At 68.6% G+C, this 20,886-nt stretch carries 21 protein-coding genes; 7 read left to right on the top strand and 14 right to left on the bottom strand.

Annotation, left to right across the window (positions count from 1 at the left end):
• The first annotated feature begins 2 nt into the window (after window positions 1–2).
• Window positions 3–452 (top strand): ferric iron uptake transcriptional regulator, encoded by a 450-nt coding sequence (gene fur / locus IB269_RS15815; RefSeq protein ID WP_192367623.1) that lies wholly within the window; start codon window positions 3–5, stop codon window positions 450–452.
• Here fur and IB269_RS15810 read toward each other — a convergent pair.
• From IB269_RS15810 to IB269_RS15780, 7 genes are all read right to left on the bottom strand, one after another.
• Complete coding sequence (locus IB269_RS15810) at window positions 439–1,224, bottom strand: DNA alkylation repair protein (RefSeq protein ID WP_192367622.1); 786 nt, start codon at window positions 1,222–1,224, stop codon at window positions 439–441. The genes fur and IB269_RS15810 overlap by 14 nt on opposite strands.
• Window positions 1,221–1,712: a MarR family winged helix-turn-helix transcriptional regulator gene (locus tag IB269_RS15805; RefSeq protein WP_192367621.1), complete on the bottom strand. Its 492-nt coding sequence runs from the start codon at window positions 1,710–1,712 to the stop codon at window positions 1,221–1,223. Before IB269_RS15805 ends, IB269_RS15810 begins: the two co-directional genes overlap by 4 nt.
• A gap of 23 nt (window positions 1,713–1,735) precedes the next feature.
• Complete coding sequence (locus IB269_RS15800; RefSeq protein WP_192367620.1) at window positions 1,736–3,268, bottom strand: PepSY domain-containing protein; 1,533 nt, start codon at window positions 3,266–3,268, stop codon at window positions 1,736–1,738.
• A gap of 14 nt (window positions 3,269–3,282) precedes the next feature.
• Window positions 3,283–5,490 carry a TonB-dependent receptor gene (locus IB269_RS15795; protein ID WP_192368183.1) on the bottom strand — a complete coding sequence of 736 codons (2,208 nt, stop codon included), beginning with the start codon at window positions 5,488–5,490 and terminating at the stop codon, window positions 3,283–3,285.
• Window positions 5,491–5,612: 122 nt separating this feature from the next.
• Complete coding sequence (locus IB269_RS15790; RefSeq protein WP_043821811.1) at window positions 5,613–5,984, bottom strand: DUF2946 family protein; 372 nt, start codon at window positions 5,982–5,984, stop codon at window positions 5,613–5,615.
• A gap of 9 nt (window positions 5,985–5,993) precedes the next feature.
• Window positions 5,994–6,446, bottom strand: coding sequence for a DUF192 domain-containing protein (locus tag IB269_RS15785; protein ID WP_099733691.1), 453 nt, complete (start codon window positions 6,444–6,446; stop codon window positions 5,994–5,996).
• 214 nt (window positions 6,447–6,660) lie between these two features.
• Window positions 6,661–6,882: a hypothetical protein gene (locus IB269_RS15780; protein WP_012205488.1), complete on the bottom strand. Its 222-nt coding sequence runs from the start codon at window positions 6,880–6,882 to the stop codon at window positions 6,661–6,663.
• 209 nt (window positions 6,883–7,091) lie between these two features.
• Here IB269_RS15780 and icd point away from each other — a divergent pair, with 209 nt between their 5' ends.
• Window positions 7,092–8,354, top strand: a complete 1,263-nt coding sequence (gene icd / locus IB269_RS15775; protein ID WP_013802507.1) for an NADP-dependent isocitrate dehydrogenase — start codon at window positions 7,092–7,094, stop codon at window positions 8,352–8,354.
• A gap of 66 nt (window positions 8,355–8,420) precedes the next feature.
• On the opposite strand, the gene IB269_RS15770 is transcribed toward icd, so the two are convergent.
• On the bottom strand, window positions 8,421–9,188 hold the full coding sequence (locus IB269_RS15770) for a DsbA family protein (protein ID WP_043821814.1): 768 nt from the start codon (window positions 9,186–9,188) through the stop codon (window positions 8,421–8,423).
• A gap of 137 nt (window positions 9,189–9,325) precedes the next feature.
• Here IB269_RS15770 and IB269_RS15765 point away from each other — a divergent pair, with 137 nt between their 5' ends.
• From IB269_RS15765 to mnmH, 3 genes are all read left to right on the top strand, one after another.
• A complete protein-coding gene (locus IB269_RS15765) occupies window positions 9,326–9,904 on the top strand; it encodes a TIGR02281 family clan AA aspartic protease (RefSeq protein WP_225614160.1) in 579 nt (192 codons plus the stop codon).
• A 39-nt stretch (window positions 9,905–9,943) separates the two neighbouring features.
• Entirely contained in the window at window positions 9,944–11,062 is a 1,119-nt protein-coding gene (locus IB269_RS15760; protein ID WP_192367618.1) for a serine hydrolase domain-containing protein, read from the top strand.
• Between the two features lie 226 nt (window positions 11,063–11,288).
• Window positions 11,289–12,353 (top strand): tRNA 2-selenouridine(34) synthase MnmH, encoded by a 1,065-nt coding sequence (gene mnmH / locus IB269_RS15755; protein ID WP_071957138.1) that lies wholly within the window; start codon window positions 11,289–11,291, stop codon window positions 12,351–12,353.
• Between the two features lie 40 nt (window positions 12,354–12,393).
• On the opposite strand, the gene IB269_RS15750 is transcribed toward mnmH, so the two are convergent.
• Window positions 12,394–13,029, bottom strand: coding sequence for a LysE family translocator (locus IB269_RS15750; RefSeq protein ID WP_192367617.1), 636 nt, complete (start codon window positions 13,027–13,029; stop codon window positions 12,394–12,396).
• A gap of 126 nt (window positions 13,030–13,155) precedes the next feature.
• On the opposite strand from IB269_RS15750, the gene IB269_RS15745 reads away from it, so the two are divergent.
• Entirely contained in the window at window positions 13,156–14,667 is a 1,512-nt protein-coding gene (locus IB269_RS15745; RefSeq protein ID WP_013802501.1) for a PLP-dependent aminotransferase family protein, read from the top strand.
• 112 nt (window positions 14,668–14,779) lie between these two features.
• The gene (locus tag IB269_RS15740) at window positions 14,780–15,577 is read left to right on the top strand and encodes a hypothetical protein (protein ID WP_192367616.1); all 798 of its coding nucleotides are present in this window, start codon (window positions 14,780–14,782) and stop codon (window positions 15,575–15,577) included.
• A gap of 9 nt (window positions 15,578–15,586) precedes the next feature.
• Here IB269_RS15740 and IB269_RS15735 read toward each other — a convergent pair whose 3' ends face one another.
• The 5 genes from IB269_RS15735 to IB269_RS15715 all read right to left on the bottom strand — a co-directional run bounded on the left by IB269_RS15735 (window position 15,587) and on the right by IB269_RS15715 (window position 20,816).
• Window positions 15,587–18,022, bottom strand: a complete 2,436-nt coding sequence (locus IB269_RS15735) for a TonB-dependent siderophore receptor (RefSeq protein ID WP_225614159.1) — start codon at window positions 18,020–18,022, stop codon at window positions 15,587–15,589.
• Window positions 18,023–18,213: 191 nt separating this feature from the next.
• Window positions 18,214–19,206, bottom strand: a complete 993-nt coding sequence (locus IB269_RS15730) for a FecR domain-containing protein (RefSeq protein ID WP_192367614.1) — start codon at window positions 19,204–19,206, stop codon at window positions 18,214–18,216.
• Window positions 19,203–19,733, bottom strand: coding sequence for a sigma-70 family RNA polymerase sigma factor (locus IB269_RS15725; protein WP_192367613.1), 531 nt, complete (start codon window positions 19,731–19,733; stop codon window positions 19,203–19,205). Before IB269_RS15725 ends, IB269_RS15730 begins: the two co-directional genes overlap by 4 nt.
• 200 nt (window positions 19,734–19,933) lie before the next feature.
• On the bottom strand, window positions 19,934–20,263 hold the full coding sequence (locus IB269_RS15720) for a cupin domain-containing protein (protein WP_013802496.1): 330 nt from the start codon (window positions 20,261–20,263) through the stop codon (window positions 19,934–19,936).
• Window positions 20,264–20,363: 100 nt separating this feature from the next.
• Window positions 20,364–20,816: an SRPBCC family protein gene (locus tag IB269_RS15715; RefSeq protein WP_192367612.1), complete on the bottom strand. Its 453-nt coding sequence runs from the start codon at window positions 20,814–20,816 to the stop codon at window positions 20,364–20,366.
• Window positions 20,817–20,886 lie beyond the last annotated feature (70 nt).

Raw genomic sequence — 20,886 nt, 5'->3', positions numbered from 1 at the left:
GCATGTCCGATTCCGCTGACCTCAAGAACCTGGGGCTGAAGGCCACGCTGGCGCGACTGTGGGTACTGGACATCTTTCGCCACGGGGACCAGCGGCATCTGCCGGCGGAGGAGGTCTACCGCCAGCTGCATGACCAGGGCCGGGGCACCAGCCTGGCCACGGTCTACCGCGTGCTGGCGCAGCTGGAGCAGGCCGGCATGCTGCGCCAGCAGCGCTTTGCGGCGGGCAAGGCGGTCTATGAACTCGACGACGGCGAGCACCATGACCACCTGATCTGCACGCGCTGCGGCCTGGTGCAGGAGTTCCACGATGCGGTGATCGAGCAGCGCCAGAAGCTGCTGGCGCGCTCGCATGGCTTTGCCATCGTGGAGCACTCCCACATCCTCTACGGGCGCTGCATCAAGCCCGACTGCGAACGGCTGGCGGGCCGGCAGGAAGCTACCTCTCCTTGAGGCTGCGCTGCGCACGCTCGCAGATGCGGCGCGTGGCGGGCACGGGCGATTCCTGGAGCCATTGCGCGCACAGGGCGCGCACCCAGTCGGGCCGGCTCTTGGCCGCGTCGTTGAGCCAGTTGGCCACCGAGTCCTGCACATAGGGCGAGGCATCGGCGCGCAGCCGCTGCAAAAGGGGCAGGGCGATCTCCGGCTGCTGCTTGAGCGCCGCGATATGGCTGCACCAGACGCCGCGCGGCCGCAGGGCCTCGCTGGCGAAACGGCGCAGGCGGTCGGAGGGCCGCCTTGTCCACCGAGACAACTCGGCCACGGCCTGCGGCAGGTCCCTGGCCAGATGCGGGCGCACGCCCATCCACGACCATTCGCGCACGCCGAAATGCGAGTCATCGGCCAGCGGCTGCACCAGCTCCAGGCGCTGGCTCAGGGTCAGGCCCGGCTGCGCACCGGCCATGAAGCAGGCCCAGCCGCGCACCGTGTCAGAGCGGTGCGTGAGGCAGCGCTGCCAGCCGGCCTGGCCCAGCGCCTGCCACAGCAGGCCGCCAATGCACTCCATGCGCTTGAGAATGCCAAGCTGGCCCAGCGCCTGCGCCGTGTCCTCCAGTTGCAGCCACGCGTCGGGAAAGACGGCCTGCAGCAGCCGGGCTTGGTCCACGGCCAGGCTTTCGGTCAGCGTGGCGGTCTCTATCTCGCCCAGTGACAGGGCCTGCAGCAGTTCGGGAGTGATATCGACTGTGCGGTTGGCGCCCTTGCGCCGGGGCGTGTGCGCCGTCATGCGCTGGCCTCCACGCCTGCGGCGGCCTTGGCCAGCAGCTTTCCCAACTGGCCGCGTTCGGCGGGCGACAGGTTGGAAAACAGGCCGGCGATCCATTGGCTGTGCCGGGCAAACAGCTTGCGCGCCAGCTGGCGCCCCTTGGCGGTGAGCTGCACGCGCAGCGCGCGGCGGTCGGCCGGGTCGGGCAGGCGCTCGGCCAGGGCCTCGCGTTCCAGGCCGTCCAGCAGGCCGGTCACGGTGGCGCGGGTGATGCCGGCCTGCTCTGCCAGGTGGTTGGGCGCCAGGCCTTCGCTGGCGGATTCCAGCAGGAACAGCAGCACGAAGCGCCCTTCGGACAGGCCATGGGGCGCCAGCAGCGCGGCGCAGTCACGGTCGATGCGCGCAGCCAGCGACAGGGTCTGGAAGCACAGCCGCATGCTGTCCACGTCGTCCAGCTTGAGGCGCTCGGCCTCGGCCAGCAGGGCCTGGTATTTCTGTTCGAGTTGCATGCGGCAAGCATACAGTATGGTGGCTAACCATGTGGCTGGGCCTCCAGGCAAGCAGTGGCCTGTGCGCGATGGCTGCGCTTGCGGCGCAGCCTGCGCACGCCTATGAGCACGCCCGTGGCGCTCATCAGCAGGCCGCCCAGGCTGAAGGCCAGCAGCAGCCCATCCCACAGCGGCCGGCGCTGCAGCAGCGGCAGCCAGTCCCAACTGTGCAGCATGGCGAACAGCCAGCGCTTGAGGCGCTGGGTGCCGTCCAGCCGGCCCAGCACCTGGCCCGTGTGCGGGTCGATGTGCACCCAGCTGGCCGCAGCATCGCCAAAAACCACGCGCAGCACGGGCAGGGGCTTGTCATGGCCGCCCATCATGGTGTGCTCGGCGCGCTCGTACCAGTACAGGTCGTGCGCGGTCAGCCATTCGCTGCGCAGCACGGGTGCGTCGATCAGCAGGGCTGCGCGCGCCAGCAGGGCGTCGCGCGAGTGGGCCACGGGCGCGGCGCTGGCGCTGTCCAGCACCAGGGGCGTACCGGCTGCGGGCTGGGCCAGCACTTCGGTGCGGCCTGCGGTGCGCAGCCAGCGCAGTTCGCGCACGGGGCCGCCCGCTGCGGCGATCAGCGACTGCGGCGTGGCGTCGTCCCCGGTCAGGCGCAGCGGGCCCTGCTGCCACCGGGCCATGTGCAGTGGCGGCGTGCCCGTGTCGAACAGGCGCCAGGGGTTCATGGACATCAGGCCGCTGAAGATCCAGGCCAGCGTTGTCAGCGCGAACAGCAGGCCCGCCACATGGTGCCAGCGCATGGCGAGGCCCGGGTAGGGCGTGCGCCGGCCGCTGCGGTAGGGCTGCCTGAACCGCCAGCGCATCACCCCGACCACGGTGCCGGTGATGGCCACGGCAATGCCGACCAGCGACAGCACGTTGACGATGTCGGCCCAGGCGCCATCAAAGGCATTGCCCCGGAACATGTACAGCCAGTGCAACCAGGCGCCCAGGTAGTTCCAGCCGCGCTCGGTGCGCGTGGCATCGCGCACCACCTCGGCCGTGCGGCCGGAGATGTAGAGCAGCGTGCCCTGGGCATCGTCCATCTGCACGCGGTGCAGGGGGCGGTGGATGTCCAGCGCGCGCGAGTGGCTGAAGGCATCCTCATCCACCGTGCCCAGGTAGTGCAGGCCCGTGCCGTCCCCCGCGAAGGCGCGGGCACTGGCCAGGGCCTGCGCCTCGCTGGTGGCGGGCAGCACCTGGCCGCTGGCCGCATCAATGGCCACGGGCTGGCGCCGCCCCTCGGGCGTGGCCAGATAGCTGGCACGGCTGGCGCTGCCGGCATGCAGGCGCAGATCCTTGAGCGGGCCGTCGATGCCGGCCGCGCGCAGCGCCTCGGTGGGCGCGAGCAGGGCGGCGTTGCCATCGAGCGGAGGCAGGTGGCGCAGCCGTTCGGCCTCGGTGAGCTTGGGGTAGCCCACGTACATCATCACCATGCCCGAGACAAACCACAGCGCAAAGAACAGGCACACGGCAATGCCCAGCCAGCGGTGCAGCAGGAACAGCCAGCGTTTGAGGTGAAGGCGCATGGCGCGGCCCTCGCTCAGAACGCCACGCGCAGCGTGATATCGGCCGTGCGCGGCGCCCCCAGGTAGGCCATGGTGCTGGTCAGGCTGGCGGCGTAGACGCGGTCCGTGGCATTGCGCAGCCGTGCAACCACGGTCATGCGCGGGTCGATGCGGTAGCTCAGGCCCAGGTCCAGCAGGGTGTAGGCGGGCCAGGACAGGGTATTGGCCGCATCGGCATAGATGCCTCCCACGCGGCGCAGCCCGGCGTTGACCTCCAGCGCCGGCGTGATGCGGTAGCTGGTCCAGAGGTTGAGCACGCTGGCGGGCGTATTCGTGGGCCGCTTGCCGGCCAGGGACACGCCGCCTTGCTGGTAGTTGTCATAGCGCGCGTCCACATGGCTCCAGTTGCCCTGGACCGACCAGCGCGGCGTGGGCGCCAGGCCCATGGACAGCTCCACCCCGCGCGAGGACTGCTGGCCCACCAGCACCGTGCGCGTGCTGTCCTGCGGGTCCTGGGTGGAGATGTTGCGGCGCGTGATGTGATAGACCGCCAGCGCCGCCGTTCCCTTGCCCTGCCAGAACGACAGCTTGCTGCCCGCCTCCACCTGGCGGCCCGTGGTCAGTCCGGTGTTGTTGATGGCGTCGGCAAACGAGGCGCCCATCAGCATGCCCGACGGCGGATCGGCCGCCGTGGAGAACTGCGCGTAGAGATTGGCCTCGGGCGTGGCATCCCAGACCAGGCCCACGCGCCCGGTCGTCGGGCTGTAGCTGCGGCTGTAGCTGGCGGGCAGCGCGGGCGTTACATCGCGCCGGTTGGTCAGGTCCACATCGATGCGTTCATGGCGCAGCGCCGTCAGCAGATGCAGGGCAGGAGTGAGGGCCGTGCGGTTTTCCAGGTACAGGGCGGTGGTGGTGACCTTGTTGTCGCGGTCAGGCCTGAATCCGGGCGCCATGCCTGGGATGTCGTAGAAGTTCTCTGTCGTGAAATCGTAGGGATTGACCGTGCTCACCGTGCCAGACAGGCTGTTCGGAAAGCGCGTCTGCCGGTTCACGCTCACATCCAGCCCAAAGGCCCATTCGCTGCGCCGGCCGGCCAGCTCGCCCAGGTAGCTGCCTTCGATGCGGTCGCCCACCATGCGCTGGTCATGGCGCTGCAGCAGCGCGGCCGAGCGCACCACCGCGCTGTTGTCGGGCGTGAAGCGGTAGGTCTCCACGTTGCGGTAGTCGCGCAGCGCGTCATAGGCGTAGAAGGTGTTGCTCAGCTTGAGCCGGTCGCTGGCCCGCCATTCGGTGATGGAGCGCAGCCACTGCACGCGCTGGGCGTACAGGCCGTCGGCGCTGTTGTAGTTCTTGCCGAGGGTGGCCTCGTCAATGCGCGCCTGGCCGCGCAGCGGGTTGAGCAGCGGCGTTCCCCAGTAGGGGCGGTCCACGCGCTCATGCTGGGCTTCGTAGGCCAGGGTGTGCGTCAGGCCGCCACCCAGGTCGGACAGCAGCGAGGCCGCCAGCTGCGTGGAGCGCGACTGCGTGCCGCCCACCCAGTTGCCGGCATCGCGGTGGTTGAGGTCCAGGCGTAGGTAATGGGTGGTGCCCTGGCCTTCGCCGGCATCGCCCAGGCGGCGGTTCAGCCCGACGGAGGCTTCTTTCAGCCCGTAGCTGCCCAGGCGCAGTTGGCCTTCGGTGAAGCTGTCGCGCTGGGCCAGCTTGGTGATGTAGTTCAGCGTGCCGCCCACGCCGCCTGCGCCGTAGAGAAAGCCGGAGGCGCCGCCAATGGCCTCCACCCGGTCGTAGATCCAGCTGTCCACGGGCCGTGCCGCAATGGAGTACTGCAGGTTGATGCCGTTGAACAGCTGGCTGACCGACCCCGTGCCGAAGCCCCGGTAGCTGATGCCGATGTTGCCGGGCGGGCTGTAGGCCGTGACGCCCGGAATGGAGCGCAGGATCTCCTGCGTGTCCTGGGCGCCGCGCGCCTCGATGGCGGCGCGGTCCACGATGTGCACCGAGGCCGGTGTCTCGCGCGCCGTCAGGCCCAGGCGGCTGGCCGTGCCCACGGTCTTGTTCAGCGGCAGCAGGCCGTTGGCGTCGGCCGTGGCCTGGTCGGAGACTTCGACGGCGGGCAGTGCCGCCTCGGCCAGGGCCTGCGCGTGCGCGGCAGGTGCCCATGCGGCGCCCAGCGCGCAGCACAGCGCCGTGGCAAGGGGATGGAGACGAAAGGCGTGCGTGGATGCGCGCACCGGCGCCGCCATCGCGGGGAAAGGGGAAGAATTCACGAACTGACTCCGGGTCTTGCACCGCGCATGCGGCGCAGTCCTGGGCCACAGGCGCGGCACAGGCGGGCCGGGCGCGCATCAGCAGGCCCGGCGGCGATTCAAGAGAACACGGCAGTCAGCGGGGGAGGGCCGCGCGCCGGCAGCGGCGCGCGTGTGACGGAGGCAATGTGCGCCGCCACCAGCGGCAGCAGCGCGTGGGCCAGCGGTTGCTGGTGGGGCACGGCCATCGCCGGCAGGGCCGGCGGCGGTGCGCCGGCGGGCAGGCACATGGGGCAGTCAAGCTGGTGGTGGCCCATGCCAGGGGCCGCGCTGTCGCCCAGCGCCACCAGCTTGACGTCGCCGCTGGCCGTGCAGACCAGCTCGAATCCCTGGGGATGGACCAGGGGTGAGGCCACGGCAACGCCCAGCGTCACGGCAAACCAGGCCAATATCAGCCGGGTGAGCCAGAACGAGGAGCGAAGCGCTTGCATGGGGCGTGATTATGGCTTGGGGGCTGGCGTCGGTGTGAACAGACTGCCGCCCAGCTTGACGCCAGCCTTCAGGCCGCGCTTGGCGAACCAGCCCTGGTTCATCTCCAGCACATAGCGCACGGGCTTGGCCGAGCAGTGCGAGTCCTCGGTCATGGGCTTCATGTCGGCCAGGTTCACGATGGTGCCGTCATCGGCCACGAAGGCGGCGGTCAGAGGCAGCAGGGTGTTGCGCATCCAGAAGCACTGCACGGCGGGCACCTCGAAGACGAAGATCATGCCCTCCTGCGCAGGCATGTCCTGGCGGAACATCAGGCCGATGGCGCGCTCGCGGTCCGAGGCGGCCACCTGGGCATCGATGCGGTGGATTCCGGCCGTCAACTCCACGCGGCGCAGATTCATCTGGGGGCTGCCCTGGGGCTGTGCGCCTGCCGATACGGCGGCGCCAGCCAGGCAGGCGGCCATGAGCAACCGCTGCAGCGCGCGGCGGGAAAGGGATGTGTGGAGGGGTGTCGAAGGCTTCGTCATCTTGCACATTCTGTCGCAGGGGGCGCGTGGCCGGACGCAAAAATCGGCTTGGCCGGGCCAGCATGGCCGGGCGGGCGGCAAAAAGCCCGCAGTGCATTGCTGACTTGCGGGCTTTTTTGAGGGGATGCCGGCTGGCATCCCGCGGCATGGATCAGGCCACGGCCTTGTGTGCCTTCTTCGTGGAGCGCTTGGCGTGCTTTTTGCCGGAGTGCTTGCCGCTCTTGGCGACCTTGGCCTTCTTGGCTGTGTGAGCGGGAGCAGCTGCGGAAGCGGCCGTGGGAGCCGACATCGGCGCTTCGGGTGCTGCGGCGGCCTGTGCGAAGGCGCCTGCGGCAAACGAACCGGCGATCAGGACAGCGAGGAGTTTTTTCATATATGCCATTTCCTAGAAAAGCGGTAGAAGCCAAGTTGAATCAGACAACGGTGCGAAGTTCTTGATGCACCGCACATGCTCAACGCGTTTACTGTATCGCCGTTGACAGGAGGGCGGCCCGATTGTCGTTAGAATTTTCTGCACCAAATTCGTGCCCGATCCGGGCATTCACTCTTGCCTCGTGCACCAGCCAACGGAGACCCGTCCCCATGAACCGCTTCCAGCACATCCAGGTGCCGGCCGAGGGCCAGAAGATCACTGTCAACGCCGACATGTCGTTGAACGTGCCAGACCAGCCCATCATTCCTTTCATTGAAGGCGACGGCACCGGCGTGGACATCACGCCCGTGATGATCAAGGTGGTGGATGCCGCCGTGGCCAAGGCCTATGGCGGCAAGCGCAAGATCCAGTGGATGGAGGTCTTCGCGGGCGAGAAATCCACGCGCATCTACGGCCCCGATGTCTGGCTGCCCGAGGAAACCATGCAGGCCCTGCGCGAGTACGTGGTCTCCATCAAGGGTCCGCTGACCACGCCCGTGGGCGGCGGCATCCGCTCGCTGAACGTGGCGCTGCGCCAGGAGCTGGACCTCTACGTCTGCCTGCGCCCCGTGCAGTATTTCAAGGGCGTGCCCTCGCCGCTGAAGGAGCCCGAGAAGACCAACATGGTCATCTTCCGCGAGAACTCCGAGGACATCTACGCGGGCATCGAGTACGAAGCCCGCAGCGACAACGCCAAGAAGCTCATCGACTTCCTGGTCAAGGAAATGGGCGTCAAGAAGATCCGCTTCCCCGAGACCTCGGGCATCGGCGTCAAGCCAGTGTCCATCGAGGGAACGGAGCGCCTGGTGCGCAAGGCCATCCAGTACGCGATCGACAATGACAAGCCCAGCGTGACCCTGGTCCACAAGGGCAACATCATGAAGTTCACCGAAGGGGGCTTCCGCGACTGGGGCTACGCGCTGGCCGCGCGCGAGTTCGGCGCCCAGCCCATCGACGGCGGACCCTGGCTCAAGTTCAAGAACCCTCGCACGGGCCGCGACATCGTCATCAAGGACTCCATTGCCGACGCCTTCCTGCAGCAGATCCTGCTGCGCCCGGCAGAGTACTCGGTGGTGGCCACGCTCAACCTCAACGGCGACTACATCTCGGACGCGCTGGCGGCCCAGGTCGGCGGCATCGGCATTGCGCCAGGCGCCAACATGTCCGACTCCGTGGCCTGCTTCGAGGCCACGCACGGCACGGCCCCCAAGTACGCGGGCAAGGACTATGTGAACCCGGGCTCCGAAATCCTCTCGGCCGAGATGATGCTGCGCCACATGGGCTGGCGCGAGGCGGCCGACCTGGTCATCAGCGCGCTGGAAAAGGCCATCCAGAGCAAGCAGGTGACCTACGACTTCGCCCGCCTGATGGACGGCGCCACCCAGGTGTCGTGCTCCGGCTTTGGCGAGGTGATGATCTCCAAGATGGATTGACGGGCGCCCGCGCTCCATGAAAAAACCGCGCCAGGGCGCGGTTTTTCTTTGGTGGTCGTTGACGGGTCAGCTCTTGGGCAGCGCACAGCCATCGGGCCCGCAATCCTCGCCTTGGGGCGCCGTCTGCTCGCCGGCGGTGATGGCCGCCACCTGCTGCACCCACTCGCCCAGTTGCTGCGCCCAGCCATCGGCATCTCCCAGCCAGGGACCGATGTCGATGCGCTGGATGGCGCGCTGGCCCGGCTGCTCTGCCTCGGGGTGGTCGAACTCCAGCGCGAAGGTCGGGAAACCCTGGCCCTGTGCCAGCTCCAGCCATTCGCGCGACTGGGCGATATGGGCCTGGGTTGCGGCGCCCGAAAGGCGCTGGAAGGCGTCGGTGAAGGCCGCCACGTCCAGGCCCAGGTCCCGGGCCAGTTCCAGCAGCACGGCCGGATCGCTGATGCGCCGGCCTTCCACGTAGTGGGCCTGCTGCTGGCGCGCCAGCATGTCCAGGCCCCGGCCCGCTAGTTCCTCGGCGGCCAGTAGCGCCGTGGTGGGCGGTTCGGAGTCCAGCACGGCGCCCAGGTCGTTGAGCAGGCCGTCGAAGTAGGCCGTGCCGAAGGGCTGGCCCGTCATCTCGGCAATGCGCTGGTCGTGCGGCATCACGTGGCCGCGCCAGTCGGCCGTGATGGTGCGGGTGTGGGCGCCCGTGAGCATGCCGCCGCCATGCCATTGCAGCGTGACGCCGGGCACGCTGCGCGCGGCCTTGACCAGGGGCGCGGCGGCATAGCACCAGCCGCACAGCGGGTCGAAGATGTAGTGAAGGACAAAGGGCGGCTGCGCGGTCGTGGTCATGGCAGGAGCGGGCTGTGATGAAGGCGCCCACTGTAGCGGCTATTGGCTTGCCCGTGACGGGGCAGGGCCGCAGGCAGAATGGGCGACTGCCGCCGTGCAGCCACCGTGCTGCCATCGTCGATCCCGTCTGCATTGCCATGCGCCTCAAATCCACGCCGCCTCCGTCCGATCCGTCCGCTGCCTCCACCCCGGCCGCCGAGCCCAGCGTCCAGTCCGTCGCCCGGCGCGGCATGCTGGGTTTTCTGCTGTTCTGGCTGCTGGTCATGGGCGTGCTGTACTGGGCCATGCAGATGTACCTGAAGCCGGCCGGCGTCAAGGTCCAGGCCGATGGCACGGTGGCCATTGCGCGTGACCGCGACGGGCATTTCCGCGTGGAAGGGGCCGTCAACGGGCAGCCCGTCATGTTCCTGGTGGACACGGGCGCCAGCATGGTCGGCGTGACCGAGCCGCTGGCCGAGCGCGCAGGCCTGGACGGCGGCGAGCCCGTGCGCTTTCGCACCGCCAATGGCGAGCGCGACGGCCGCATGGTGGTGGCCGAGCAGGTGCGCGTGGCCTCCCTGGTGGTCAGCGGCCTGCGCGTGGGCACGGGCTATACCGGCAGCACGGACAGGGATGCGCTGCTGGGCCAGAACTTCCTGCGCCAGTTCGATGTGGAAATACGCGGCGACCGCATGCTGATCCATCCGCGCGGCAGCGGGTCTTTGCCCAAGCGGTAAGTACGTAACTAACTAGCTAGCTAAGCAAGGGAGAGGGACATGACAAACAACGGCTTTCGCACCGACAGGCGCAGATGGCTGCAGACGGGCGCAGCCCTGGCGGCGCTGGGCTGCACGGCCTGTGCCAGCGTGGGGCAGGGCGGTGCCTTTTCCACCGGCACCGGCACCGGCCTGGCCGAGGACCTGGGCGAACGCCTGGACCAGGGCGTGCAGAGCGGAGAACTGGCGAACCTGCACGCCATCGTCGTGATGCGCCACGGCCGGCTGGCGCTGGAGCGCTATTTCGAGGGCGAGGACGAACGCTGGGGCGAGCCGCTGGGCAAGGTGGCCTTCAACGCCGACTCCCTGCACGATGTGCGCTCGGTCAGCAAGAGCGTCGTCGGCCTGCTGTACGGCATGGCCCTGGCCGAGGGCAAGGTGCCCGCGCTGGACACGCCCCTGGTCCAGGCCTTTCCCGCCTACAGCGATCTGGCGGCCGATGAGGGCCGGCGCGCCATCCTGGTCTCCCATGCCCTGGGCATGACCATGGGCCTGCAATGGGACGAGGACCTTCCGTATTCCGACCCGCGCAACAGCGAAATCGCCATGGAGCGCAGCAGCGACCGCTACCGCTACGTGCTGGAGCAGCCCATCGTCGCCCCGCCCGGCGAACGCTGGTGCTACAGCGGCGGGGCGACGGCCCTGCTGGGCCATCTGATCGCGCAGGGCAGCGGCATGCCGCTGCTGGACTATGCGCGCCACAAGCTGTTTGCTCCGCTGGGCATCGACAAGGCCGAGTGGACGCCTGGCACCAACGGCGAGGCGGCCGCTGCCTCCGGCCTGCGCCTGCGGGCGCGGGACTTGGCCCGCATTGGCCAGCTGGTGCTGCAACAGGGTGAATGGCAGGGCCGGGCGCTGGTGCCCCGGCATTGGATTGTGCAATCCATTCAGCCGCGCGTGGACGCTTGGCCCGGCCTGCGCTACGGCCACCACTGGTACGTGGGGCAGACCCGCGCCGGCCTGGCGTACTACATGGCCATCGGTCTGGGCGGCCAGCGGCTGGTGGTCGTGCCCCAGCAGTCGCTGGTGTATGCCGTCTTCATGGGCAACTACGACAGCCCCCAGCAGGTGCAGCGCGTGGCTGCCGTGCAGGGCCTGATCGCCGCTGCCTTGCGTTGACTGCCTTGCCCTGACAGCCGTGCGCGGGCACGTCGGGCGTGCGAGAATCCCCGCTTCCAAGGTCGGCCGCATGCCCGGCTCGCGCAAGCAGGGCGCGAAGCGGGGCGGGCCGGTGCGTGTCGAGGCTCGATCCACTTTCCTGGTTCCGGTGCCGGCCCATGAGCCCCTGAGGCCATGGCGCCGGTTGTTTCTGCCTCCCGCATGATCGCCAGATCACCGTTTGCCCGTGTCCCACCGCCAGCCCATCCGCATCGCCGACCGCCACCAGTTCGACACCCTGATCGACGCCCGTTCGCCTGCCGAATTCGCGCAGGACCACATTCCCGGCGCCATCAACTGCCCCGTGCTCGACAACGAGGAGCGCGCCCGGATCGGCACCATCTACAAGCAGGTCAGCCCCTTCGAGGCCAAGCGCCTGGGCGCGGCCATGGTCTCGGCCAACCTGGCGCGCCATCTGCAGGAAACCTTCGCCGACAAGCCCGCCAACTGGAAGCCGCTGGTCTACTGCTGGCGCGGCGGCCTGCGCAGCGGCTCCATGGTCACCTGGCTGCGCCTGGTCGGCTGGGATGCCCAGCAACTGGCCAACGGCTACAAGTCCTATCGCGGCCATGTGATCGAGCTGATCGACCGCCTGGTGCCCCAACTGCGCCTGCAGGTGCTGTGCGGCGCCACCGGCAGCGCCAAGACCCGCGTGCTGCACGCCCTGGCCGAGGCCGGCGAGCAGGTGCTGGACCTGGAGGGCTATGCCAGCCACAAGGGCTCCTTGCTGGGCAACCTGCCCGGCGTGGAGCAGCCCAGCCAGAAATACTTCGAGACGCTGCTGGCCCAGCAGTTGGAGAGTTTCGATCCGTCGCGCACCGTGTACGTGGAAGGCGAGAGCGCCAAGATCGGCCGCGTGTCCCTGCCACTGGTGCTGGTCGAGCACATGCGCCAGTCGCCCGTGATTGCGCTCGATGCCACGCCCGAGGCACGCCTGGCCTACCTGCTGCGCGACTACGCCTACCTGGGCGACGATCCGCAGACGCTGGCCGACAAGCTGGGCTGGCTCAAGGAGCTGCAGGGCAAGGAGACCATCTCGCGCTGGCAGGCCTGGGCGCATGAGCGCAGCCTCTCGCCGCTGTTCTCCGAGCTCATGGCCCAGCACTACGACCCGCACTACGAGCGTTCGCAAGAGCGGCATTTCACGCAGTGGCGCACGCGCCGCAGGGTGCAGGCCGACGACCTCAGCGAGGCCGGCATCGCCGCGCTGGCGCAGCAGATACTGGCGCTGGATGCGGCATCGGCCGCATGAAGCAGCCGCATGAAGCAGCCGCGTGGATCAGGCGTTTGAATCAGGCGTGTGAATCTGCCAGCACCGGGTACAGCGACAGCAGCAGCAGGGCCGCCATGCCCCAGTTGAAGCGGCGCAGTGCCTGCGGCGAGCGCAGCGCGCGCCCCACGGCGCTGCCGAACAGCGTCCAGACGCTGACGCTGGGATAGTTCACGATGCCCAGCACCAGCGCCGCCAGCACCAGGTTGATGAAGAAATCCTCCCGCGGCGTGTAGGTGGCAATCACGCCGATGGCCATGATCCAGGCCTTGGGATTGACCCACTGGAAGGCCGCCGCCTGCCAGAACCCGAAGGGCCGGGCGCCCGCGTTGCCGCCGTCGATGCCGCCGCTGCCCGCGGTCTTCCAGGCCAGCCAGACCAGGTAGGCCGCGCCCAGGTACTTGAGCGCGGTGTAGATCACCGGCAGCCGCTCGAACACCGCGCCCAGGCCCGCGCCCACCAGCAGCACCATGACCACCACGCCCATGGTGATGCCCAGCATGTGGGGCACGGTGCGGCGGTAACCGAAGGTGGCGCCCGAGGCCGTCAACATCACATTGTTGGGGCCGGGCGTGACGGAGCTGACGAAGGAGAACATGGCCAGCGGCAGCAGGAACGAGGTGTGGGCGGTATCGAAGGGCATGGTGACAACAGGCATGGCAGGGAATCCGGCGCCCTGTCTGCGCATGCCGCAGGCCGCGGCGCCGTCAGGCCATACTAATGTCAGTGTTCGGTACAGTAGCAGTACACTTTGCCAGAACAATTTGCCAACTGGCCTGCCATCATGACCCTGACACTTGATCCGGCCGCCACGCCGAATACACCGCAGGCACCGCGCGCATCCTCCGATACGGCTTTCCAGGCCGCTGCGCCCTGGCGCCCGCTGCGGTCTTCCGACCTCTCGCTGGTGGACCAGCTGGTCGACCACTACGGCGGCCTGATCCGCCACCATGGCCTGCGCGCGGGCTCGCGCCTGCCTTCCGTGCGTGCGCTGGCGCAAGAGGCGGCCGTGAGCCGCGACACCGTGGTGCAGGCCTATGACCGGCTGGCCGCCCAGGGCCTGGTGCATTCGCGGCGCGGCTCGGGCGTCTTCGTCAGCGCCCGGCGTGCGGCCCAGGCGGCGCCCCGCGCCAGCGATGCCCTGCCTACGCTGGAGCAGGGCGCGGCCTTCGATACCGCCTTTTTGCTGCGCAGCATGTTCCGCGAGGGCATGGAGCATTCGGGTGGCGCGGGCATGCTGCCGCCGGAATGGCTGGACCAGGAGATGCTGGCTTCGGCCCTGCGCGCCGTGGGCCGCAGCACGGGTCCGAGCCTGCTGACCTACGGCGTGCCCCAGGGCTACCTGCCGCTGCGCCAGCAGATCGCCTCGGTGCTGCAGGCCCAGGACGTGCCCGCCCACCCCGAGGCCCACCTGATGACCGTGGCCGGCGTCACCCAGGGTCTGGACCTGATCGTGCGCAGCCTGGTGCGGCCCGGCGATACGGTGCTGGTGGAAGACCCGGGCTGGTTTCTCATCTTCGGCCGGCTCAACGCCCTGGGCGTGAACGTGGTCGGCGTGCCCCGCCTGCCCGGCGGCCCCGATGTGGAGGCGCTGGAGCGGCTGGCCCGCCAGCACCAGCCCCGGCTTTTCATCCTGAACACGGCCGTGCACAACCCCACGGGCCAGACCCTGTCGGCGGGCGTGGCCCACGAGGTGCTGCGCATTGCCGAGCGCCACGACTTCTACCTGGCCGAGGACGACACCTACTCCGACTTCCTGCCCGGCGTGCCCGTGCGCCTGGCCGCCATGGACCGGCTGCAGCGCGTGCTCCTGGTCGGCGGCTACTCCAAGACCCTCGCCGGCAGCCTGCGCGTGGGCTATGTGGCGGCGCACACCGACCTGATACGGCGGCTGACCGACCTCAAGCTGCTTGGCGGGCTGACCACGGCGCTGCCGGGCGAGCAGGTGGTGCACCGCGTGCTGGCCGATGGCCAGTACCGCAAGCATGTGGACCGCCTGCGCGAGCGCGTGGACCGCGCGCGCAACCGCTGCCTGCGCATGCTCGAGGCCCTGGACTGCCGCGCGCCGCACGAGCCGCAGGCCGGCATGTTCGCCTGGGTGGATTGCGGCGTGGACTCGGAGGTGCTGGCCCGCCATGCCGCGCCGCAGGGCCTGCTGCTGGCACCGGGCCTGCTGTTTTCGCCCAGGCAGGCCGCGGGCAGCATGCTGCGCATTCCCGTGCCCATGGTGGAGCAGCCCCAGACCTGGAAGATCCTCGGCCACCTGCTGGCGCAGCACCGGGGCGGTGGTGGATGACCGGATGGTGCAGCAGCACTGCCTGACGGGAGGTTGACGCTGCCGGCGCCATGGCGTGTAAGACAGGGCATCGGGCCTCGGCGCCCCGGTAGTGCGCTGCTATCGTTCCGGGATGACTATTGAGCTTGTCTTTCCAGGGGAGGCCGGCCGCAGAGCCGGGGTGAATGACAGCCGGCCCCGACCGGGAGGCGGCGCGGCGCGCCGCCTGGCGCCGGTGCTGGCGCTTCTGCTGACAGCGGGCTGTGCCGACACGCCCGCGCCGCGCGGCAAGGTGGAGGGCGCCTCGTTCGAGCCCAGCGAAATCGTGCAGTCCGACAGCAACCGCATGGCCACCCTGGCCATGAAGGAGAACCTGGACAGCCTGATGCGCATCATGGACAAGCTCTACCTGCGCAACCCCTCCGAGTGGAAGAAAACCGCCGAAAGCCGCGAGGCCGCATCCGCCTACGTGCGCATCGCCATCACCGAGCGCCAGCCCTGGGCCGACCTGCGCGGCGCCCAGGACGTGGCCGCGCTCTCGCTGGCGCTGCAGCCCGACTTCAAGGGTGACCGCGTGGCCGCCTTCGTCCATGCGCTGGCGGACACCATCATCACCGCCCACGGCGGGCGCACCAGCTTCACCCTGGTCCATGGGCTGGACCCGCAGCTGATCTACAACGCCGCACGCAACGTGGAAGTGGCCAACTGGATACTCAACTCACGGCGCAATGCCGCAGGCGGGCCGCTGCTGCTGTCCAACCACCTGGGCGACGACGCGCGCAACCTCAGCTTCGAGCGCGAGATGGGCAAGATCATCGGCCGGCTGGACCTGATCGCCAACTACACCACCGAGCGCTACAGGCGCTCCTTCATCGGCTACGGGCAAGGACTGGTGGCGGGGCCCTTCATGCAGTTCCTGCCCGTGCGTTGAGGCGCGGCCTCAGAGCCTGTAGCTGAGCGTCACGGACACCGAGCGCGGTGCCCCGTAGCGCGCCAGGCCCCCCGACCATGAATAGCCAAGATCCTGGTAGTAGCGACGGTCCAGCAGGTTGTCCACGCTCAGCTGCACATGGGCATTGGCATTGACCTGGTAGCCCACGCCCAGGCCCAGCAGGGCGTAGCTGCGCTGCGTGGTCTCGAAGCCGGTTTCACGGCGGAACATCTTGCTTTGCGCATGCAGCGATCCGTACAGGCTCCAGCGCCCGTACTCGCCGGGCAGGCGATAGCTGGTGTAGAGCTTGAGGAGGTGCTGGGGCTCGTCGGTGCTCACGCGCTGGCCGATGTTGGTGGCAATCCGGTCCTTGGTGTAGCGCGCCCGCACATAGGTGTAGCCGGCCGAAACCTGCCAGCCGGGCTGCAGCAGTCCGGACAGCTGCAACTCCAGGCCATCGCTTTGGATCTCGCCCGCCGCGCGAAAGCAACTGATGGCGCCGCTGGTGGGGCAATTGGCATCGTCACGCACGGCACGGTTGCGCTGCGTGATGCGGAACACCGAGGCGCTGGCATGGAGTCGCCCGTCAAAGTACTCGCCCTTGGCGCCCAGCTCGTAGTTGGTGCCTGTCATCGGGTCCAGGGTGTTGCCCCGCACGTCCATCGAGCTTTGGGGCTGGTAGCTCTGTGTCAGGCTGGCATAGACCGAATGCCTGTCATCCACGTCATAGACCAGGCCCGCATAGGGAACGAACCTGGCGCTCTCGTCCAGGCTGCGCTTCCAGTTGGGCGTGCCGGTGTACCAGCCCGTCGTGTCCTGCTCATACCAGCCCAGACGCCCGCCCAGAATCAGGTGCAGCGGATCGGCCAGGCTGAAGTTGCCGCTGGCGTAGATGGCTTTTTCGCGCGTCTTGCGGCCCCACAGGTCGCCATTGGCAGGCACTGAGCCGGTCCAGGGCGCGGAGTAGGGATTCCAGTTCGCAATGTCGACGATGCGCGAGGCCGACGACCCCCAGGTCTCGGCCGCATGCGAGCTGTCATTGCGGTAGCTGGCACCCACGGCGATCTCGTGCGTGCGCCCGAACCACTGCACTGGGCCCCGGGCGCGCAGGTCGGCCACGGTCTGGCGTGTGCCGTAGCGCCAGCCCGTCTCGGACTGCTCCAGCTGTGTGGTCGATCCCGCGACGCGGCTGTTGGTGGTGTTTCGGATATCGGAGTCGGCCTCGACATGGTTGATGCCCAGCTTGACCGTCCAGCCGTTGCGCAGGCGCTGCTCCAGATCAACGAACACGCCATCGTTGTCGCGGTTCTGGAAAGACTCCGCGTTGTTGAGGAAGGTGGAGCGCGGCAGGTCCATATGGCCGCCATCGGGCAGGGTGGGCAGGCCCGTGAACACGCCCTTGGTGCGCGTGCGCTGGCGGTAGGCGCCCAGGCCCAGCGTGGTATCTGGCGTAAGGTCCGCTTCCACGATGCCGTACAGGCTGGCATTGCGGGTGTTGGTGACATCGACGAAGCTGTCGCTGTCGCGCCAGCCGCCCACCACGCGAGCGCGCACGCTGCCGCTGGCATTGAGCGCACGGCTTGCGTCCAGCGAGGCCTGGCGGTTGTTCCAGCTGCCCAGGCCCAGCGTGGCATTGAGCAGCGGCTGGGCCGTGGGACGCTTGCGCACCAGGTTGACCGAGCCCGAAGGCGCGCCCACGCCATCCATCAGGCCCGTGGCGCCGCGCACCACCTCTACGCGGTCATACATCAGCAGGTCGGCCGAGACATTGCGCGAATTGAAGCCCGTCACGTCCAGCGGCAGGCCGTCCACATTCACATGCTCCAGCGCAAAGCCGCGCGCGTAGAAGGTGGACTCCGAATCGGTCACGGCCGGGTTCTTGGCGTACAGCCCGGGCGTGACCTTGGCAATGTCCTGCAGGGTGCTCAGGTGGAAGTCATCCATTTGCTGGCGCGTCACCACGCTCACGGACTGCGGCGTCTGGCGCTGCGACAGGTTCAGCCCCGTGGCGCTGGCCATGCTGGGCGTGGTGTATGAGCCCGTGCCTTCCGTGGCGCTGCTGCGCTCCGCATCGGCCGTCACATTGACGGTCTGCAGCGTGCTGGCGGAAGCCGGTGGGGTGGGACCTGCCGCAGCAGGCAAGGGCGCGGCAGCCTTCAGTGAAAAGCCTCCGCCAGGCTGCTGCACGGCTGCCACGCCGCTGCCCGACAGCAGTTGCTGCAATCCGGCCGACACGCCGTGGCTGCCGGTCAGCCCGCCCGTGCGCAGGCCCGCCACCAGTGCCGGGTCATAGGACAGGCTGACGCCCGCTGCGCGGGAGAAGCGATCCAGTGCCGCATCGAGCGGACCTGCTGCAATGCTGAAATCGCGCGTGAGCGCTCCGGCCTGGCCTGTGGCCGTCTGCGCCCATGCTGCGCCTGAAGGCGCCAGGGTCGACATCGCCATGCCGATGACGGCGGCTTGCACAAGAGTGACAAGCGGCCGGGGACGCCACTGCGGTTGGCTACCGGGCCTGGGCGGGTGATGACGGGACATGCTGGGTTCTCCTGGATGGAATACGGGAAAGGATTGAAGGACTCATTCCCAGGCCGTACGAAAATCCGGATCCCCTCACTTTTTCTGAAAAAAAGTGGAAATCACTGGCCGGATGCCGGCCCCACATGAACCCACCAGCGCGTGCGCCGGCTGATGCTCACGGGCTGCGTCTGCGCGATGAGCTGCAGCACCTGCTCGGTCTGGCGCACATGGAAAGTGCCCGACAGGCGCAGGCCTGCCACGCGCTCGTCGCAACTGATGTGCCCATGGCGGTAGCGCCCCAGTTCCGCCAGAAGGTCACCCAGGCGGATGGCCCGGCCTGCCATCACGCCATCTGCCCAGTCGTCCGCACCAAAGTCCGGGGGAGGTGCCGGGGTACTGGCATCGGCCGACAGCCACCACGGCGAGCCGGGCATCGCCGTTTGCCGTGCGGCGCTGTCTGCGGCCTTTGCAGGCGTCAGCAGTACGGCGCCTTCCTGCACGCTGACAAGGGCCCGATGCTTGTGCAGCCTGACCACAAAGCGCGTGCCCAGGGCCTGCAGATCGCCAAACGGCGTGCGCACCCTGAAGGGCCGGTGGCCGGGTGCCGTCTCGTCGGCGCCCGTGGTCACCAGGATTTCCCCACGGCTGAGCACCACCAGTCGCTGCTGCGGGTCCAGCTCCGTGCGGATGGCCGTGTCCGTGTTGAGCACGATGGTGCTGCCATCGTCCAGCCTGACGGTGCGCTGCTCGCCCACCGAGGTGCTGGCGCTGGCCAGCAGGCGCTGCGAAGGCGTGTGGCTGTAGGCCATCCAGCCCGTTGCCGTGGCGATTCCGGACAAGGACAGCAGCTTGAGGGCGCGGCGGCGCGAGACGCTGCGGGACTGGCGCAGGCGCTGCGCTGCATCCAGCGTGTCCAGTGCCAGGCGTTGCGGCATGCGGTCAAAGTCGGTCCTCAGTGATTGCACCCGATCCCAGGCCAGGGCGTGGGCGGGCTGCGCATGCAGCCATTGCTCGAAGGCCTGCCGTGTGGCGGGGCTGGGCGTGTTGAAGTCCAGCCGTACGGACCACTGGATGGCTTCGTCGATCAGGCCGGGCGAAAGATCGCTGCTCATGCCCCGAAGCGCAGTGCGTAGCAGTGGCGCAGGGCGGTGGCGATGTAGCGCTCGGCCGTGGCCAGGGACACGCCCAGTCGTTCGGCGATCTGCGGGCAGGTGAGTCCTTCCAGCTGCGCCCACAGAAAGGCGCTGCGCACGCGGGGCTTCAAGGCATCCAGCATGCGGTCTATGGCGACCAGGGTTTCCAGGAAGATCAGCCGGCTTTCCGGCGAGGGGGCCTGCGCCTCGGGCATGAGGGCCAGGGTCTCCAGCCAGGCACGTTCCAGCTCGCGGCGGCGCCAGTGGTCCACCAGCAGGCCGTGGGCAATGGTGCTCAGGTAGGCACGGGGCTGGCGCAGGCCGGTTGCGTCAGGGCCGGGTTGGCGGGTGAGCAGGCGCATGAACACGTCCTGCGCCATGTCGGCCGCGTCGAAGGAGTCGCCCAACCGGCGCCGCAACCAGCCCTGCAGCCAGCTCTGGTGGCTGTGGTACAGGCTTTCCACGCTGGTTGCCGCCTTGGCGGACTGGGAAATCTGCGCGTCCATGGAGCGTCCATTCAACGAATGCAATCACGGGGCTCGTCATGCATTGCGAAGGGCTGGCGGCGGCTGCGTCCATGGCGTGAGCTAACGAGAAAGGCGTGATTATAGATTTGGTAATGAGAATGAATCGCAAATGAGGCGCAGGCACAACCATTCGCACGCGGGCAGGCCGCGCGCGAGGCTGCATGTTCCGCGTCAGCCGTTCAGCTGCACAGAACGATGGTGACCAGAGCAGAGGTGTCTTCGATGGCGCGCACCGCATGCGCCATGTTGGCCGGCAGGTGCATCAGCTGGCCGGCCTGCAAGGACTGGCGGCTTTCGCCGAGCATCACCTCCAGCTCGCCTTCCAGGCAGTGCAGGCTGACGCTGCCCGGCACCTTGTGCGGCGGCAGCGACTGGCTGGCGCGCAGCACCACGCGGATGACCTCCATGTCCTGGGACTTGAACAGGGCACAGGTCCGGGCGCCCGCCAGCCGCGCACCAAACGGCAGGACATCGATGGCTTGAGCGGTCAGTGCAAAGGGGGTGGCCATGGCGGACCTCCGGGCGTTGGCGGGCAATACTGCCATTGTCCTCCGAAGCACCGCAATCCATCAACCGCAGCTGTGTGACAGCAGGGGCTTGTGCAGGGTCTCAGCCCGGCACGCTGGCCTCCACCAGCAGGGTCAGCAACTGCAGCGACTCCTGCCAGCCCAGGTGACAGGCCTCGGCGGGAATGACGGCGGGCACGCCTTCCTGGGTCACATCCATTTCAGTGCCGCAGAACACCTCGCGCAGCGTGATGGTGGTGACCATCTCGCCGGGCAGTTGCGGGTCGTCGAAGCGGTCGGTATGGCGTACCAGCCGACCGGGCTCCAGGTCCAGGAATTCCCCGCCGAAGCCGCTGCGCCCGCCCGTGGACAGATTGATGAAGGCCATGCGGTAGCGCCCGCCGACCCGGGCGTCGAACTCGGGCACCTCGCAGATGTAGCCGTGGGGCGGCAGCCATTTGGCCAGGGCAGCGGCCGTGGTGAAGGCCTGGTACACGCGCTGCGGCGGCGCCTTGAGGACGCGGTGCAGCCGGATGGTGTGGACGGTGTGTGACATGCGGAACTCCTTGGCATGGTGTCGTGCAAGGCTGCCAGCCTCGCACCGATGCAGTACTTGCGCAAGAGGC

It is taken from the genome of Delftia sp. DLF01, from assembly GCF_014852125.1.
GTDB classification, from domain to species: Bacteria; Pseudomonadota; Gammaproteobacteria; order Burkholderiales; family Burkholderiaceae_C; genus Comamonas; species Comamonas acidovorans.
This window is presented reverse-complemented; position numbering and strand designations above follow the sequence as displayed.